At 68.6% G+C, this 16,293-nt stretch carries 12 protein-coding genes and 1 pseudogene; 10 read left to right on the top strand and 3 right to left on the bottom strand.

Annotation, left to right across the window (positions count from 1 at the left end; all coding sequences use genetic code 11):
* The 8 genes and pseudogenes from IBL25_RS09605 to xrtA form a co-directional block, all read left to right on the top strand.
* Nucleotides 1-181, top strand: a pseudogene (locus IBL25_RS09605) (XrtA system polysaccharide chain length determinant); the annotation flags it as partial.
* The gene (locus IBL25_RS09600) at nucleotides 178-1,137 is read left to right on the top strand and encodes a CpsD/CapB family tyrosine-protein kinase (RefSeq protein ID WP_187778331.1); all 960 of its coding nucleotides are present in this window, start codon (nucleotides 178-180) and stop codon (nucleotides 1,135-1,137) included. The pseudogene IBL25_RS09605 and the gene IBL25_RS09600, both read left to right, overlap by 4 nt.
* Entirely contained in the window at nucleotides 1,127-2,851 is a 1,725-nt protein-coding gene (locus tag IBL25_RS09595) for a TIGR03016 family PEP-CTERM system-associated outer membrane protein (protein WP_187778330.1), read from the top strand. Before IBL25_RS09600 ends, IBL25_RS09595 begins: the two co-directional genes overlap by 11 nt.
* A gap of 10 nt (nucleotides 2,852-2,861) precedes the next feature.
* Nucleotides 2,862-3,824, top strand: coding sequence for an AAA family ATPase (locus tag IBL25_RS09590; RefSeq protein ID WP_187778329.1), 963 nt, complete (start codon nucleotides 2,862-2,864; stop codon nucleotides 3,822-3,824).
* Entirely contained in the window at nucleotides 3,821-4,699 is an 879-nt protein-coding gene (locus IBL25_RS09585) for an XrtA system polysaccharide deacetylase (RefSeq protein ID WP_187778328.1), read from the top strand. The genes IBL25_RS09590 and IBL25_RS09585 overlap by 4 nt, the downstream gene beginning before the upstream one ends.
* Nucleotides 4,696-5,730 carry a FemAB family XrtA/PEP-CTERM system-associated protein gene (locus IBL25_RS09580; protein WP_187778327.1) on the top strand — a complete coding sequence of 345 codons (1,035 nt, stop codon included), beginning with the start codon at nucleotides 4,696-4,698 and terminating at the stop codon, nucleotides 5,728-5,730. The genes IBL25_RS09585 and IBL25_RS09580 overlap by 4 nt, the downstream gene beginning before the upstream one ends.
* Before the next feature lie 15 nt (nucleotides 5,731-5,745).
* Nucleotides 5,746-7,002 (top strand): TIGR03087 family PEP-CTERM/XrtA system glycosyltransferase, encoded by a 1,257-nt coding sequence (locus IBL25_RS09575; protein WP_187778326.1) that lies wholly within the window; start codon nucleotides 5,746-5,748, stop codon nucleotides 7,000-7,002.
* The gene (gene xrtA, locus IBL25_RS09570; protein ID WP_187778325.1) at nucleotides 6,999-8,450 is read left to right on the top strand and encodes an exosortase A; all 1,452 of its coding nucleotides are present in this window, start codon (nucleotides 6,999-7,001) and stop codon (nucleotides 8,448-8,450) included. Before IBL25_RS09575 ends, xrtA begins: the two co-directional genes overlap by 4 nt.
* A 45-nt stretch (nucleotides 8,451-8,495) precedes the next feature.
* On the opposite strand, the gene IBL25_RS09565 is transcribed toward xrtA, so the two are convergent.
* The 3 genes from IBL25_RS09565 to IBL25_RS09555 are packed head-to-tail and all read right to left on the bottom strand — an operon-like array spanning nucleotide 8,496 to nucleotide 12,582.
* The gene (locus tag IBL25_RS09565) at nucleotides 8,496-9,440 is read right to left on the bottom strand and encodes a diguanylate cyclase (protein WP_187778324.1); all 945 of its coding nucleotides are present in this window, start codon (nucleotides 9,438-9,440) and stop codon (nucleotides 8,496-8,498) included.
* Nucleotides 9,437-12,289 (bottom strand): response regulator, encoded by a 2,853-nt coding sequence (locus IBL25_RS09560; RefSeq protein ID WP_187778323.1) that lies wholly within the window; start codon nucleotides 12,287-12,289, stop codon nucleotides 9,437-9,439. The genes IBL25_RS09565 and IBL25_RS09560 overlap by 4 nt, the downstream gene beginning before the upstream one ends.
* Nucleotides 12,289-12,582 (bottom strand): hypothetical protein, encoded by a 294-nt coding sequence (locus tag IBL25_RS09555; RefSeq protein ID WP_187778322.1) that lies wholly within the window; start codon nucleotides 12,580-12,582, stop codon nucleotides 12,289-12,291. The genes IBL25_RS09560 and IBL25_RS09555 overlap by 1 nt, the downstream gene beginning before the upstream one ends.
* 353 nt (nucleotides 12,583-12,935) lie before the next feature.
* On the opposite strand from IBL25_RS09555, the gene IBL25_RS09550 reads away from it, so the two are divergent.
* Both IBL25_RS09550 and IBL25_RS09545 read left to right on the top strand, forming a co-directional pair.
* On the top strand, nucleotides 12,936-13,178 hold the full coding sequence (locus IBL25_RS09550) for a hypothetical protein (RefSeq protein WP_187778321.1): 243 nt from the start codon (nucleotides 12,936-12,938) through the stop codon (nucleotides 13,176-13,178).
* Between the two features lie 256 nt (nucleotides 13,179-13,434).
* Nucleotides 13,435-16,149, top strand: coding sequence for a bifunctional diguanylate cyclase/phosphodiesterase (locus IBL25_RS09545; protein ID WP_187778320.1), 2,715 nt, complete (start codon nucleotides 13,435-13,437; stop codon nucleotides 16,147-16,149).
* Nucleotides 16,150-16,293 lie beyond the last annotated feature (144 nt).

The raw sequence follows: 16,293 nt of genomic DNA, 5'->3' as shown, positions 1-16,293 counted from the left end.
CCACACCGTCAACGACCTGCGCCGGCTCGGCCTGCCGGTGCTTGGCGGCGTTTCCTCCACTGCCCAGCCGCGCCGCTCTGGCGCCGCGCTTGGCTTCGGCTTCGGCGTGGTGGCATTGTTCGCTGTCTTTGGCGCAGTCCTTGCCGGGCTTCCCGGCACCATTGTGAGGTTGCTGGCATGAGCATGCCATCCCGAGGCCGGGCCCACCTCGTCGAGCGCGCCGCCGAGGCGTTCTCCGATCCCAACGCCTTTACTGCCCGCCAACCCGGCCCGGCACCGGAGGATCCACCCGCGAAGCTGCTGGAAGGGCAGGCGCTGCGCCTGCCCGAGGCCCCGGTGGCCCGGCTGCCCGGTGCCGATGCCGAGGCCCCCGGCAACCGCCGGCCCGAGGCCCCGGTGCCGCCGGCCAAGCCGGCCATTGCCATCAGCACCATGGTCTCCGCCGGGCTGACGGCCGTGCCTTCCGGTTCGCAGCGCAGTCGCGTAGTGGAAGAACTGGCCCTGGCGCAGCAGCAGGTGCTGCGTGGCATGGAGGATACGGGCGGCCGCAACCGCGTCGTGCTGGTCACCAGCGCGAGGCCGGGGGAGGGCAAGACCTTCATCGCCCTTAATCTGGCGGCCTCCATGGCCAATAGCGGCACGCGCAAGGTCGTGCTGGTGGATGTGGACGGCAAGCGCGGCTCCATCAGCGATGCGCTGGGCCTGGGCGAGGCCGCGGGCCTGCGCCAGCTCGCCGCCTCGCCACAGGAGCGCGGGCTGCCCCTGCTGCAGACGACGGAGATCCGCAACCTCCTCGTGCTGCCCTATGGCCGCGCGGTGGCCGATGCGGCGCATGTGCCCTCCGGCACGCAGCTGGCCGAGGCCATCACCCGGCTGGCGCGCAGCCTGCCGGACCATGTGCTGGTGCTGGATACGCCGCCAAGCCTTTCCACGTCCGATGCCAATGCCCTTTCGGCCATGGCGGGGCAGGTGGTGATGGTGGTGGATGCCGGCCGCACCCAGCGCAGCGAGGTCGAGGCGGCGCTCGACATGATGGAAGCCTGCCCGCTGCTGCAACTGCTGCTGAACCGGGTTTCAATGACGGCGAGCGACAGCTTTGGTGCCTACGGCGATTACGGAATGCGCCATGCGAAGTGAGGTTGGCCGGATCGGGGGCGGAATCGGCGCGCTGGCGGTTCTTTCGCTGGCGGCGCTGGGTGCCATGCCTGCCGCGGCGCAGGTGCCGCCATTGCCCGGAACCACGGCGGTCACTGGTTTCCCCACCGAGGGCACGCCGCTGGGCGAGGATACTGGCAGCGGCGAGGCCGCCGGCGTCTCCGAAGGTGGTTCAGCCACCCCCTGGGCCGAGGCTGGCCCGGTGCGCCTGGGCACGCTGGGCTTCCCCTACAATGCCTTGGCGGCCACGCCCAATGCCACCGCGCGCGGTTGGACCGTGACGCCCAGCCTGGGGCTGGAGCTGGAGGCGACCGACAACCTCTACGCCACGCATCGCGACCGCCGGGCGGATTTTATTACCCGCCTGCAGCCTGGCCTGCTGGTCACGGTGGATACGGCGCGGCTTCAGGGTGTGTTCAACTACCAGCCTGAGCTGCAATTGCATGCGGTGGAAGGCAGCCAGACTGGCATCGACCATTTCCTGAATGGCCAGATGCTCTTCACGGTGGTGCCGAACCTCTTCTACCTGGATGTGCGTGGCAGCGCCGGCGTGCAGGCCGCGAATGGCGGCTACGCCCCCGCCGGCGATACGGTGAACCGCCGCGAGAGCGATATCCAGACCAGCAGCTTCCAGATCTCGCCCTATGTGGTGCAGCGCTTCGGTGGCCTTGCCACGGTGCAGGCTGGCTATGCGCTGCAGCATGTCTCGCAGAATCTGCAGGAAGGCGCTGACTTCGCGGTGTCGCCGACTGGTCAGCGTTACTTCAGCGACCAGGAATTCACCGCCCACGAATTCTACGCCACCGCGCGCAGTGGCGAGGATTTCGGCCGCCTGGCGCTGGAAGGCCGCGCCGTGGCCACGGAATACGACGGCACGGGCGTGCTGGACAATGCCTATCGCCGCAACGTCAGCGTTGAATCCCGCTACGCCATCACCCGCTTTTTCTCGGTGCTGGGCGAGGTCGGCTATGAGTGGTTGCGCTATTCCGGCGTCCCCCCCTTCCGGGTTTCGGACACCATCTGGTCCGCTGGCGCCAAGCTGACCTTCTCTGAGGAAAGCTTCGTCACCGCCCGCTATGGCCACCGGGACGGCTTCGATTCCGCGCGGGTGGATGCCGCCATTACGCTGGGTGGCCGCACCCGCTTTTTCGCCAACTACGCCGAGCAGTTGACCACCGGCGCCCAGCGTGCCGCCGACCTGCTGACCACCACTACGCTGGATGAACTCGGCAACCCGGTGGATACGGCAACGGGCGCGCCGGTGCTGCAGCCCTTCTCCAATTCCTTCCTTGGCGTGCAGAGCAGCCTGACGCGTCTGCGCACCGCTTCGGCGTCCATCAGTCAGGAATGGGGCCGCGATACCTTCACCCTGTCCGTGCTGCATGAGCGGCAGCGCCCTGTCTCAACCGAGATCGGCACCGTGGCGACGCGACAGAGCGGCACCTCCGGCAGCCTGACCTGGGGGCATGAGCTGACGCCTTACACTTCTGCCATCAGCTACATTCAATATGGTACCTTCAAGACACCCGGCCGTGGCAGCGGCGATGTCTACACCGCCAGTGTCGCGCTGGTGACCCAGCTGCGGCCAGGCCTGGCTGCTACGCTGCGATACATCCTGACCAACCGCGGCGACGACTTCACGGACGGCCGCGCCGTGCAGAACGTCATCATCGCCGGCCTTCGGCAGACCTTCTGAGGGTATGCAGATGCAGATCGACCATTACGGCTTCCGCGAGCCGCCCTTCCAGATGACGCCGGATGCGCGCCTGTTCTTCCCCAGCAGTGTGCATCGCCGCGCCTATGCGCATCTCACCTATGGCCTGGCCCAGCGTGAAGGCTTTGTCGTCGTGACCGGCGAAGTCGGCGCGGGCAAGACCACGCTGGTGGAACGCCTGTGCAGCGAGCTGGACCCAGGCGGCTTCGTCATTGCCCGCATCGCCACGACGCAGGTATCGGGCGACGACGTGCTGCGGCTGATCGCCGATGCTTTCGGCGTCTCGCCGGAAGGCAGCAAGGCCGCATTGCTGCTGGGTATCGCCAGCGCCCTGCGGAATGCCGACCGCCGCCACCTGCTGATCGTGGACGAAGCCCAGGGCCTGCCGCTGCCGGCGCTGGAAGAACTGCGCATGATCTCGAACGTCACGGAATCCGGCAAGGCGCCGTTGCAGACCATCCTGCTCGGCCAGCCGGAGCTGCGGCGCATCATGGCCAGCCCGGACCTGACGCAGCTGCGCCAGCGTGTGCTGGCCTCCTACCACCTCGGCGGGCTCTCGCGCGAAGAAACCCATGCCTATGTCGAGCACCGCATGCGCGCCGTCGGCTGGCAGGGCAACCCGGCCTGGGAGCCGGATGCGCTGGACATGGTGCATACCCATAGCGGCGGCATTCCCCGCCGCATCAACCGGCTGTGTTCCCGCGTGCTGCTGGGCGGCGCGCTGGAAGGGGCTGAGCTGCTGACGGCGCCCATGGTGGAAGCCACGGCGCTGGAACTGGAGGAAGATCTCGGCGGCCTGCCGGATGAGCGCCAGGTGGCGTCCCACGTGCATCCGGATGTGCTGGAGGAACTGGTGCATCGTGTCGAGGCGCTGGAGCGGCTGACGGCACGGCGGGAACGCGTCTTCAACCGCATGTCCGACCTCTTCGCCGATGGCACGCGGTGGCGGCAATGAACGCCCGCATCCGCAATGCCATGAGCGTGGACGTGGAGGATTGGTTCCAGGTCCAGGCCTTCGCCGGCATCGTCCAGCGTAGTAGCTGGGACAGTCTGGAATCCCGCGTCGTCGCCAATACCGAGCGTGTGCTGGAGCAATTCGGCGCGGCCGGCGTCCATGCCACCTTCTTCACGCTGGGCTGGGTGGCGGAGCGGCACCCCGCGCTGGTGCGCCGCATCGTGGAAGCCGGCCATGAACTGGCCAGCCACGGTTATGGGCATGAGCAGGTGAATGTGATCGGCGAGGCCGCGTTCCGCGCCGATATCCGCCGCGCCAAGCAGGTGCTGGAGGATGCGGGCGGCGTGCCCGTCCTTGGCTACCGCGCACCGACCTTCTCGATCGGCGCCCGCATCACCCCCTGGGCTCATTCGGCGCTGGCGGAGGAGGGTTATCGTTACAGCTCCTCCGTCTTCCCCATTCGCCATGATCTTTATGGCGCGCCCGACGCACCGCGCGGGCCGCATCGCCCACGCCCCGATGGCGTGGTGGAGCTGCCGATGACAACCCTGCGCGCCATGGGCCGCAATTTCCCCTGCTCCGGCGGCGGCTGGTTCCGGCTGATCCCTTACCCGGTCTTCCGCACCGCGCTGCGCCGCGTGAACAATCACGAGAAGCAGCCTGGGATCTTTTACTTCCATCCCTGGGAAGTCGACCCCGGACAGCCGCGCATGAACCATGCCGGGCGCCTGTCGCGCTTCCGGCATTACACCGGGCTGGACAGCATGTCCGGCCGCCTGGACCAATTGTTGCGGGACTTCGCCTGGGGCCGCATGGACGAGGTCTTCGCCGCCGCCATTGGCGGGGCTCAGCCGGCCGAAAGGATCGCGGCATGAGCCTGCGTCTGCGTCCGCTGGAAACCGGCCAGGAAGCCGCCTGGGATGCCTTTGTGCGCGAAAGGCCGGATTCCACCTTCTTCCATCTCTCGGCCTGGCGCCACGTCATCGCCGATTCCTTTGGCCACAGCACCCACTACACCCTGGCGGAGCAGGACGGCGCCATTGTCGGCGTTCTGCCGCTGGCGCGGATGCGCACCCGCCTGTTCGGCGATGCGCTGATTTCCACGCCCTTCTGCGTCTATGGCGGCCCTCTCGCTGCCACGCCGGAGGCCGAGGCGGCGCTGGAAAACCATGCCATGGACCTGCTGCGCCAGACCGGCGCGGCGCATCTGGAATTCCGCCAGTTGCATGCGCCTTACCGGGACTGGGATGTGCGGCCGCCGCTGCATTACACCTTCCGCAAGGCCATTACTGGCGATGCCGAGAAGGACATGAAGGCCATCCCGCGCAAGCAGCGGGCCATGGTGCGCAAGGGCATCCAAAACGGGCTGCAGTCGGTCAGCAACAGCGACACCGGCATGCTGCACCGGGTTTATGCCGAAAGCGTCCATAACCTCGGCACCCCGGTTTTTCCGCGCAGGTATTTCGACCGGCTGGCCGCTGCCTTCCCGCAGGAACATGACGTTGTCACGGTGATGCAGGGGGATACGCCCGTCGCCTCCGTGCTGAACTTCTACTACAAGGAAGAAGTGCTGCCCTATTACGGCGGCGGCACCAGCCTGGCGCGCAAGGTCGCTGGCAACGACTTCATGTATTGGGAAGTGATGCGGCGCGCGGGGGCGGAGCGTGGCTCCCGCCTCTATGACTTCGGCCGCAGCAAGTCCGGTACAGGGGCCTTCGATTTCAAGAAGAACTGGGGCTTCGAGGCGGCGCCGCTGCACTACAGCTACCGCCTTCGCCCCGGCGCCACGCTTTCCGAACACAATCCGTCCAACCCGAAATACAAGATGATGATCGCCGCCTGGAAGCGCCTGCCGCTGCCGGTGGCCAATATCCTCGGCCCGCCCATCGTCCGCGGCCTGGGCTGAGGGAGAAGGGACGCCATGCGCCGCCTGCTGTTCCTGAGCCACCGTATTCCCTATCCGCCGGAGAAGGGCGACAAGATCCGCGCCTGGCACATGCTCGACCACCTGGCCGAGAGCTGGGACGTGGACCTAGGTTGCCTGGTGGATGACCCGGCCGACCTGCGCCACCTGCCGGTGCTGGAATCTCGCTGTGCCGAGGTGCGCTGCATGCCCACCGGCAACCGCTGGCAGGCCGCCGCCCGCGCGCTGCTGCGCTGCCGCCCCGGCGCGCCGCTGAGCCTCGGGTGGTTTCATCATGCCGGGCTGCGGGAATGGGTGGACCAGGGCCTCGCCGCCGGGCGGTATGAGGGCATCCTGGTCTATTCCGGCGCCATGGCGCCCTATGTGATGGGCCCGGCCGCGCGCCGCCCCGGTATCCGGCGGGTGCTGGACCTGGTGGATGTGGATTCCGAGAAGTGGCGCGCCTATGCCGCCGATGCCAAGCCGCCGATGCAGCAGGTCTGGGCGCGCGAGGCCCGCACGCTGCTGCGCTTCGAGCGGCAGGCGGCGGTGGCTTTCGACCGCACGCTGCTGGTTTCCCGCCAGGAATGCGAGCGTTTCATCGAGCTGGCGCCTGAAGTCGCGCCGCGCATGGACTGGGTCGAGAACGGCGTGGACATGTCCCGTTTCGACGCCGCCGGTGGCTATCCCACGCCTTACCAGGGCGATGCTCCGGTTATCGCCTTCACCGGCACCATGGATTACCGCCCGAATGTCGAGGCGGTCTCCTGGTTCGCGCGAGAGGTGATGCCGCTGCTGCGCCAAGGTGCCGGGCCGGCGCCGGAATTTTTCATCGTGGGCGCCAATCCGGCACCGGCGGTGCGGGCGCTGGCATCGCTGCCGGGCGTGCATGTCACCGGCCCGGTGCCGGATGTTCGGCCTTACCTGGCCCATGCCAAACTGGCGGTGGCGCCGCTGCGCATCGCGCGGGGCATCCAGAACAAGGTGCTGGAAGCCATGGCGCTAGGGCGCCCGGTGGTGGCCTCGGCTGCCGCCTTCGAAGGCATCCATGCCACGCCAGGCCGCGATATCCTGGTAGGCGATGGCATTGCCGAGACGGTGCGGCTGGTACAGGAGGTTCTGGCCGGCCAGCATCCGGACCTGGGCGAGAATGCCCGCCGCGCCGTGCGCGAGGGCCATGACTGGGCGGCCACGCTGCGCAAGCTGGATGAGGCTTTCGATGGCCCCCGGCCCAGCACCGCCGCCACGCCCCGGGCCATGCAGGTCCCCGCATGAGCCTGGCCCATCCCGCCGCCGTTCCGGCCGCGCGCGACACCACATGGCCGGTGGCCCTGGCCGTGCTGGGCCTCGGCCTGCTGGCCCTGGGCTGGACCTTCGCGGAAGAAGCCCTGGCGGCCGTCACCACCTGGGACAATTCCACCGCCTATAACCATTGCTGGCTGGTGCTGCCGGTAGCGGGCTGGCTGGCCTGGCAGCGCCGCCACCGGCTGGCGGGCCTGCAGCCGCAGCCCATGCCGTTGGCCGCGCTGGCCGCCTTGCTGGCCGGCATCGGCTGGCTGATGGCGGAGCGCCTGGGCATCATGGAAGGCCGGCAGCTGACCGCGATGGTGATCGTGGAATGCTTCATCATTGCCGTGCTGGGCTGGCGCATTGGCAAGGCCATGGCGGCGCCGCTGCTCTACCTCTTCTTCCTGGTGCCCTTCGGCGCCTTCCTGGTGCCGCTGCTGCAGCATGTCACCGCCTGGTTCATTGTCTCTGGGCTGCAACTGCTGGGCATCCCGCATTACCACGATGCCTTCATCATCGAGATCCCGGCGGGCACCTTCCTGGTGGCCGAGGCCTGTGCGGGGCTGCGCTTCATCATCGCGGCGCTGGCCTTCGGCGCGCTCTATGCCTTCGTGATGTTCCGCAGCCCCTGGCGGCGCCTGGCGGTGATGATGCTGGCGCTGCTGGTGCCAGTCGTGGCCAATGGCTTCCGGGCACTGGGGATCGTGCTGCTGGGCCATTACCTGGGCAGCGCCGAGGCCGCCGCCACGGACCATCTGGTCTATGGCTGGATCTTCTTCTCGGCTGTCATCCTGCTGCTGGTGCTGGCCGGGCTGCCTTTCCGGGAGGATACGGCCAGCCCGCCCAGCGCCCCGGCGGTCCTGCACCGCCCGGCTCGCCGCGCCGCCCTGCTGGCTTCCGCCGCCCTGTGCTGCGCCGCTGCCCTGGCGGGGCCCGCGGTGGCCGTGACCATCGACCAGGCCGGTGCCGCGCCGCACAGCATCCAGGTGCCCCTGTCCGCTGGCGGCTGCCAGCCGGAAGGCACCGCCCTGCGCTGTGGCGAGGATCTGGTGGAAGCCCGGCTGCTGGTCTTCTCACCCCGCACCACCTGGGGCGGCGTCACGGCGGAGCGCTACCGCCTGACCGGCAGCAATGACGAGGATGCCATCTTCTCCGTCAGCGCCGGCGATGCCCGCTGGCAGGTCCGGCGGGACGGCGAGGCCACGCGCACCATTGCCACCGCTGCCTGGCTGGGCGGCGCACCGGCCGGCGACGGGCTGCGCACGCGGCTGCGGCAGGCGATGAACAGCCTGCGCGGTGCCCATGGCAGCCCGGTGCTGGCGGTGGTGACATGGCAGCATGGTTCCGCCGGCCAGCGGCCCTCCATCCAGGGCCGCCTTCAGGAGCAGATGGCGGAACTCGCGCAGCGCGCCTCGGAACTTTCGCAGCGGGACTGAGGCGTTGTTCCGTCCGGCCCGCCCGTGCAGGGTGGGCCGGAGGGTTCAGGCGGCCTCCGACCAGGTGTTCCTCATCTCGGCTTCAAGGAAGACGCGGCCTTCCACGTTGTTCCGGCCGCGGGCCTTGGCCTGATAGAGCTGGTCATCGGCGGCCTTGATCCAGCTGACCGGGTCGATGCCCGGGGCGCAGGTGGCCGTGGCGACACCGACGCTGACCGTGACATAGGGCGCGGCCGTCGAGCCTTCATGCGGAATGCTCAGCGCCAGCACGCGGTCCCGGATGTTATGCGCGATGGCCATTGCCTCCTCGTGGCTCGTATTCGGCAGCACGCAGGCGAATTCCTCGCCGCCATAGCGCGCGGCGAGGTCCGCGGCCCGGCGCACCGCGCGGTTGAGGGTGGCTGCCACCATGATGATGCAGCGGTCGCCGGCGATATGGCCGTAGGTGTCGTTGAACTGCTTGAAGAAGTCGATATCGAGCATGATGATTGAAAGGTCGGCCGTGCTGCGCGCCAGGCGGCCGGCTTCCTGCTGCAGCGCCTGCTCCAGCCGCCGGCGGTTGCCGAGGCCGGTCAGGGCATCGGTCACCGCCAGTTCCGCCAGCTGGTCGCGCATCCGCTTCATCTCGATATGGTTGCGGACGCGGGCGCGGACGATCACCGGCGAGATGGGCTTAGCCACGTAATCCACCGCGCCCAGTTCCAGGCCCTTCACCTCCGCCTCCTGCTCCCCCAGCGCGGTGGTGAAGATGACCGGCACATCGGCCAGCAAGGCGTCCGCCTTGATCTGCTGGCAGACGGCATAGCCGTCCATGCCGGGCATAAGCACATCCAGCAGGATGAGGTCCGGCAGCACGGAGCGGGCCAGCTCCAGCGCTTCCTCGCCCGATGTGGCGAAGCAGATCTCGTGATCGTCTTCCAGCGCCGCGCTCAGAAGCTCGATGTTCGAGACCTCGTCGTCCACGACCAGGATCACCGCCCGCTTGCTCATTCTGCCACCCCTTCAAGCGTATCGGCCTGGCCGGTGAGTTCATCCAGCAGGGCCACCGCCCCAGCGAAATCGAGTGCCGCCATGGCGGCCGCCACCGGACGCAGGCCCGCTGCTTCCGGCGTGTCGCCCAGGGCGGCCTCCATGCCTTCCAGCGTCTTGCGGGCACGGAGGCTGCGGCGTTGGAGCTGCTCCCGCAATTCGGCCAGGGCAGGGCGCAGGGCGGAATAATCGAGGCGCGCGGCTGCCGGAGGCACGGCTGCCGTTGAGCGCGCCGCCGCCACCAGGGAGCGGGATGCGGCGAGGGCAGGCTGCAGCGCCGCCTCCAGCCGCGCCAGCAGCGCCGGCAAGTCGCTGGTGTCGCGGCGGGCCAGGGCATCCTCCAGCCGCTGCGCGGCCTGGGCCACCTCGCCAGCCTCCAGGGAAGCGGCGACACCCTTCAGCGTATGCGCGGTGCGGCGCGCGTCATCCAGGGCGCCCTCGTCAGCCTGCCGGCGCAGCGTACCGGCCACATCCACGAAGTTCTGCCCGAAGTCGATGATGAGCTTGCGGAGCAGGGCGCGCTTGCCATTCACCCAGACCAGGGCGCGGTCAAGGTCGAAGGGCGGCAGGCTCGCCGGCAGGTCCCCGGCCGGGGAGGGGGCAGGGGCCGGCGGCGGCGCGGCCTCCGGGCTGCTGCGTGGCTTCAGCCAGCGGTTCAGCGTCGCCACCAGCCAGGCGGGGTCCACCGGCTTGGTGACATGGTCGTTCATTCCGGCGGTGAAGCAGCGCTGCCGCTCCTGCTCATAGGCATGGGCGGTCATGGCGATGATGGGCAGGCGCTCGGCCGGGAAGTGGCGGCGGATGCGGGCCGTGGCCTCGATGCCATCCATCTCCGGCATCTGCACGTCCATCAGCACGGCGTCGAACTGCGCCCCTTCCGACAGCAGTTTCTCGCAGGCGGCGCGACCGTTGCGGGCAATCTCCACCACCAGGCCGGCATCGGTCAGGATCTCGACCGCCACCTCGCGGTTGATCTCGTTGTCCTCGGCCAGCAGCACCCGCGCACCGAGGAATTCCGGCGCCACGCGGGGCAGGGCCACCGGGGCCGGCTCCGGGGCAGGGCTGGCCTGTGCGGCCGGCAGGCGGCCATCGATGAAGATATTGCTGATCGTGTCCAGCAGCATCCCGGCCTCGACCGGCTTCACCAGGAAGGCGGAGGTGCCGGCGGCCTCGGCCTCCAGCATCGCCTCCTCGCGGCCATAGGCGCTGACCATCATCACGGTGGGCACGGGCCCCATCCCGGCGCTGCGCTGGATCTGCCGCGCGGCCTCCATGCCGTCGGTGCCCGGCATCTTCCAGTCCATCAGCACCAGGTCATAGGTGCCGCCCCGGGCCGCCGCCTGCTCCAGCATCCGGAAGGCCTGCTCGGCCGAGGAAGCGCAATCGGCGTGGATGGACCAGGTGGCGAAGATCTCCCGCAGGATTTCCTGCGAGCCCGCGTCGTCATCCACGATCAGGACGCGCAGGCGCTGCAGGTCCTCCGGCGGCAGGGAGGCGCGCGGGGCATCCTGTTCCCCGGCCGCCATGCGGATGGTGAAGCGGAAGGTGCTGCCCCTGCCGGGCTGGCTGGCCACCTCGATGCTGCCGCCCATCAGTTCCACCAGTTGCCGGCTGATCGCCAGCCCCAGGCCGGTGCCGCCGAACTTGCGCGTGGTGGAACTGTCCGCCTGCGAGAAGGACTGGAAGAGCCTGGCCTGCTGCTCCGCGCTCATGCCGATGCCGGTGTCGCGCACGGAGGTCTCGATGGCGATATCGGTGCCGCGGCGTTCGAGCACCCGCAGCGTCACCACCACCTCTCCCCGCTCGGTGAACTTGATGCCGTTGCTGACGAGGTTCAGCAGCACCTGGTTGAAGCGCAGCGAATCCCCCACCAGCACGGCGGGCAAGTCGGGGGCGATGTCGAAGCGTAGCCCAACGCCCTTCTCCTGCGCCCGCACCGCCGCGATGCTGGATACGCTGTCCAGCGAGGCGCGGAGGCCGAAGGGCGCGCGCTCCAGCGACAGCTTCCCGGCCTCGATCTTGGAGAAGTCGAGGATGTCGTTGATCAGCCCCAGCAGCGCGCTGCTGGCCGACTTGATCTTCACCAGGTAGTCCCGCTGCTTCGGCGTCAGGTCCGTCCGCAGCGCCAGGTGGCTGAAGCCGAGGATGGCATTCATCGGCGTGCGGATCTCGTGGCTCATGTTGGCCAGGAAGAGGCTCTTGGCCACGCTGGCGGCGCGTGCCTCCTGCGTCCGCTCCTCCACCCGGCGTTCCAGCATCTCGTTGCTGCGCAGGATCTCGTCCCGCATCGCGCCGATGCGGCTGAAGCTGGAGACCAGGGTGTTGCTCAGCCACACCAGCACGGCGGTCTGCAACACGACGATGCCGGCATGCAGATAGACCCGCCCGAGCCCCGCATCGCCGGGAAAGAGGGCGGAAGGCAGCAGCAGGTTGAAGGTGAGGTGGTGCACTGCCACCGCGACGGCGGCCACCACCACCACGCGCCAGTCGCACCAGCCGATCAGCAGCGCGAGCCCGGCGAAGAAGTACATGTGCATGTCCATCTGCCAGGGGTGGCCCGCCAGCAGGTAGAGCAGCAGCGCGGGCTGCGCCATCAGCGCCACGGCCGAGACATAGCGCGTGGGCGGTGCCGCGCCCTCCCGCAGCCAGGTGAGGTGCAGCACCCCGGCCATGGCGGCGGCGAAGAGCGCGGGCGCCAGGGGCGGGCGGCCGGCGACATGCGCCACCAGCGCCATCAACGGCACATGCGCCCAAAGAAAGAGCACCAGGAAGCGGGCGAAGCCCGCGCGCAGCTTTTCCAGCTCAACCATCAGGCCGCGCCCCTCGTGCCGCCCAGGCAGCCACGCAGCAGGACAGGGTCGAGCACCAGCCAGGCACCCCTGCGGTAGAGCGCGGCCACGAAGTCCGGGTCATCCGAATGCGCGATGACGACATTCGGCAGGCCGCCGACGTCCAGGATGTCGCCCTCGGCCGCACCCACCAGTTCCGCCGTCCGCGAGAGGCTCCACCAGGGCGCGGCGATTACCGCGAACTGCGTTTGCCCGGCAGCGGGGGCAAGCCCCACCAGCAGCGCCGCGAAGACGCTGCCGAAGAGAAGAGCCACGGAAGGAAGCAGCCCGGACCAAGGTTTCCGGCTCACGATGCGGTCGTCTGGCATGGCGGTGTCCGAATGGGATTTCGACGAAGCCTGATCTGCCGCGTCCGGTGAGGCGGAGGAGTGCTCACGTATACGTGTATAGAGAAAAATCATGCTGGACGCGAGCATTTCCCGCTTCTGCGACAATTGCCATCAGCCGCAAGGCTTTCATACCACTGGATGATTTTCACGTTCTGTTGCACAACTTTTGCGCGAGTTGCGAGAGAAAAACGCCACTTCTCGCAAGGCCGTCGCAGCAAACACAAGCAGAGCCGTAGGGCCTGTCCAGGCACCTCGCGGCATCATCAGGGGGAAATGCCATGTCAAACGAGATCGAGGATTACCCGACCCAATCGGACGACTATCTCCCGCATGTCATTGCTCGTTGCGTGGAGAAAGCGAACAGGCACCAGCGACCCTATCGCTTCAGCCTGAACGGCGCGACAACAGTTGTGCATCCCGGCCAGTCTGCGGCTTCCGTCAATGAGGATGTGCAACGGCAGTGGCAGGCCGCCGTTCCTCGCCGGACGCTTGCCCCGCGGGCGGGGCTTCGCGCGCACTAGCGCACAGCCTTCCACCGCGCAGGCGGGAAGCGCGAGAAAATACGCTGAACCTCTGGTTTTTCGCGAAGAGGCCTCAGCCATAATTCAAGTTGGAAGCGGTTGTGCCTGGCATCGAATGGAAGAGGAGCGGAGATTCTGGTAAGATGAATCCCGCCGTTGCTTCGCCAGCTACATATTTTTGAGCGGAGGTGCGGCGGGACCTTTTCAACGCGATCTCCCCGTTGCCGCCGGGGCAAAGTTGTTTCAAGGCGCATCCGTGAGTCTTCTTGTCCGCCTGCTGCTCCTTGTTGTTCTCAGCCTTCTGCCTCCGACCCTGCTTGTTGCCTGGCGCGCGGCTGAGGACCGGCGGGAACAGCAGGCCAGCATCCCGGAGCAGGCCCTCCAGATGGCCCAGCTTGCCGCTGCTGAGCAGCGCAGGATCGCCGATGGCGCCAGCCAGATGCTCACGGCGCTGTCCCTGATTCCCGTGGTGCAGGGACGGGACGAGATCCGCTGCAACCTGGCGCTCCGGCGCCTGCGGGAGCAGGTGCCGCTTTACTCCGCCATTGGCGTGGCGGGGCCCGACGGGATCGTCTGGTGCAGCAGTGGCAGGGCGGGGACCGATGTGTCCGATCGTCACGGCTTCCGCCAGGCCATCGAGACGCAGCGATTCGCCATTGGCGGCTATGTGGTCGGCAGGCTGAGGGGCAGCCGGACCCTGAACTTCAATCAACCCATGTATGACGAGGATGGCGGCCTGCTCGGCGTCCTGATCGTCGGGCTCGACCTCGACCATCTGGCGCAGGATCTCGCGCGCCGGCCTCTGCCCCCTGGCGCCACGCTCACCGTCGCCGACCCGGAAGGCTATGTGCTGGTGGACCTGCCCAGCAGCACCCAGGTGGGGCAGCGCCTGCCGGAGCGGCTGCGGGGCATCGTCACTTCGGGTCAGCCCAGCGTCGCCGATGTCGAATGGATCAACGGCCGGCGCCAGATCGTCGGCTATGTGCCGGCGGCCGCTTCCGCCGGCCCGCCCTTCCTGGTGACCATGGGCCTGGACTACCAGCAGGCCTATGGGGATGCCGCCCGGCGTGATGTTCATGCCGCGATCATTGCCGCGACGGTGCTCGCCGCGGCCCTGCTGGCGGCCTGGTGGTTCGCCGCCCGCTTCATCCGCCGGCCCCTGGCGCGGCTGGCGGCGGTGGCGGACCGCTGGCGCCAGGGGGATCTCACGGCGCGCTCCGGCCGGATCGGCCAGGGTTCCGAGATCGGCCAACTGGGCCAGGCCTTCGATGCCATGGCCGAGGCGGTGGCGGAGCGGGAGCGGCGCCTCAGCGACATGCTGGAGAGCACCACGGACAGCGTCCTGGCCATGGACCGCGACTGGCGCGTCACCTTCCTCAATGCCCGCGCCCGGTGGCGGCTGAAGGATTACGAGCTCATCGGCCGGGTTGTCTGGGACGTGTTCCCGGATCTGGTGGGCGGGACGGTCTGGGCCGCCTACCAGAAGAGCATGCGGGAGCGCGTGTCGATGCAGGTCACCTTCGCCTTCAGCCGGCTGGGCGGGCATTTCGAGACGCATATCTTCCCTTCCTCGGACGGAGGCGTCACGGTCTTCGCGCGCGAGGTGACGGAGCAGGTCCACGCCCAGGAGGAACTGCGGCACCTGGCCTATCACGACCTGCTCACCGGCCTGCCGAATCGTGCCGGCTTCAACGAGGCGGTGGCGCGGGCGGGGGCGGCGGGCGCCCTGGCGCTGCTGCTGCTCGACCTGGACGACTTCAAGCATGTGAACGAGGCCTTTGGCCATTCCGCCGGCGATGAGGTGCTGCGGCAGGTTGCCACGCGGTTGAGCGGTTGCCTGGCCGGGCGAGGCATGCTGGCGCGGCTCGGCGGTGACGAGTTCGCCCTGCTGCTGTCGGAGGAGCGCGATGTGGCGGAGGCCGAGGCCATCGTCACGGAGATGCTGGCGGCGCTGGAGGCGGCACCCTTCACCTTCGGCGGGCGGCTGTTCCGCATGGCCGCCAGTGGCGGGCTGGTGCTGGCGCCGGCGGGCGAGGGGGCGACGCCCGAGACGCTGCTGGCCGATGCCGACCTCGCGCTCTACCGCGCCAAGGCGGATGGCGGTGGCCTCTTCCGCATCTTCAGCCCCGCTGACCGGGAGGTCTATGAAGCACGGCGGCACCTGGATGAGGAGCTTGAGCAGGCTGTCACGCGGCAGGAGTTCGAATTGCACTACCAGCCGCAGGTGCGCTTAGCCGATGGGGCGTTGGTGGGGGCGGAGGCGCTGCTGCGCTGGCGGCACCCCACGCGTGGCCTGCTGACCCCCGGCTTCTTCCTGGAGGCGCTGGAGAGCAGCCGCCATGCGCGCGGCATCGGCAACTGGATCGTCGACGAAGCCTGCCGTCAGGCGGCGGAATGGCGGCGGGCGGGGCTCTGCCTGCGCATGGGCGCCAATCTCTTTGGCGAGCAGTTGCAGGGCGGGGACCTTCCCGAGGTGGTCATGGCGGCGCTGGCTCGCTGGCAATTGCCGCCGGAGGCGCTGGAGCTGGAGCTGACGGAGAATATCGCCCTTCGGCGGGACGAGGGGATGCTGGCCGCGCTGCATGCGCTGCGAGCCCAGGGCATCGGCATCGCCTTCGATGATTTCGGGACCGGCTTTGCTTCGCTGGTAACGCTCCAGAACGTTCCGGTCACGCGGCTCAAGATCGACCGCAGCTTCATCACCCGCCTCGCCGAAGGCTCCCATGATGCCGCTATCGTGGAAGCCATCCTGACGCTGGCCCGTAACCTGGGGCTCGATGTGATCGCGGAGGGGGTGGAAACCGAGGCGCAGGAAGCCTTCCTGCGCTCCCGCGGCTGCCCGGAAGGGCAGGGCTACCGCTATGGCAAGGCGCTGCCGCCGGCGGAACTGCTGGCCGCCAGCCAGTGCTTGCCCGGCCGCGGGGATGCCCCGGCCTATCCCCTGACCCCACGCCGCCGGGCGGGCACATGACCTGCCTGGAAGGGGCGCGTGGCGTGATGGCGGGCGGGCGCAGGACCCCGTGCGGCCGCGCCGCTCGCCTGGGCTTGAATTGCGCCGCCAGACCCGTGGCGGCAATGCACCACAGGGCGCGCAGTTCGCTTCGACGTTTTCAGG

The sequence above is a fragment of the Pseudoroseomonas ludipueritiae genome, assembly GCF_014490445.1.
In the GTDB taxonomy this organism is placed as follows: domain Bacteria; phylum Pseudomonadota; class Alphaproteobacteria; order Acetobacterales; family Acetobacteraceae; genus Pseudoroseomonas; species Pseudoroseomonas ludipueritiae.
The sequence above is the reverse complement of the archived record's forward strand: the minus strand, read 5'-3'. Positions and strand labels throughout refer to the sequence as shown.

Excerpts from the sequence above, each read along its gene's own strand:
- IBL25_RS09590 (WP_187778329.1), top strand. The coding sequence starts at position 2,862 with ATGCAGATCGACCATTACGGCTTCCGCGAGCCGCCCTTCCAGATGACG.
- IBL25_RS09560 (WP_187778323.1), bottom strand. The coding sequence starts at position 12,289 with ATGGTTGAGCTGGAAAAGCTGCGCGCGGGCTTCGCCCGCTTCCTGGTG.
- xrtA (WP_187778325.1), top strand. The coding sequence starts at position 6,999 with ATGAGCCTGGCCCATCCCGCCGCCGTTCCGGCCGCGCGCGACACCACA.
- IBL25_RS09575 (WP_187778326.1), top strand. The coding sequence starts at position 5,746 with ATGCGCCGCCTGCTGTTCCTGAGCCACCGTATTCCCTATCCGCCGGAG.
- IBL25_RS09585 (WP_187778328.1), top strand. The coding sequence starts at position 3,821 with ATGAACGCCCGCATCCGCAATGCCATGAGCGTGGACGTGGAGGATTGG.
- IBL25_RS09580 (WP_187778327.1), top strand. The coding sequence starts at position 4,696 with ATGAGCCTGCGTCTGCGTCCGCTGGAAACCGGCCAGGAAGCCGCCTGG.
- IBL25_RS09550 (WP_187778321.1), top strand. The coding sequence starts at position 12,936 with ATGTCAAACGAGATCGAGGATTACCCGACCCAATCGGACGACTATCTC.
- IBL25_RS09600 (WP_187778331.1), top strand. The coding sequence starts at position 178 with ATGAGCATGCCATCCCGAGGCCGGGCCCACCTCGTCGAGCGCGCCGCC.
- IBL25_RS09595 (WP_187778330.1), top strand. The coding sequence starts at position 1,127 with ATGCGAAGTGAGGTTGGCCGGATCGGGGGCGGAATCGGCGCGCTGGCG.
- IBL25_RS09565 (WP_187778324.1), bottom strand. The coding sequence starts at position 9,440 with ATGAGCAAGCGGGCGGTGATCCTGGTCGTGGACGACGAGGTCTCGAAC.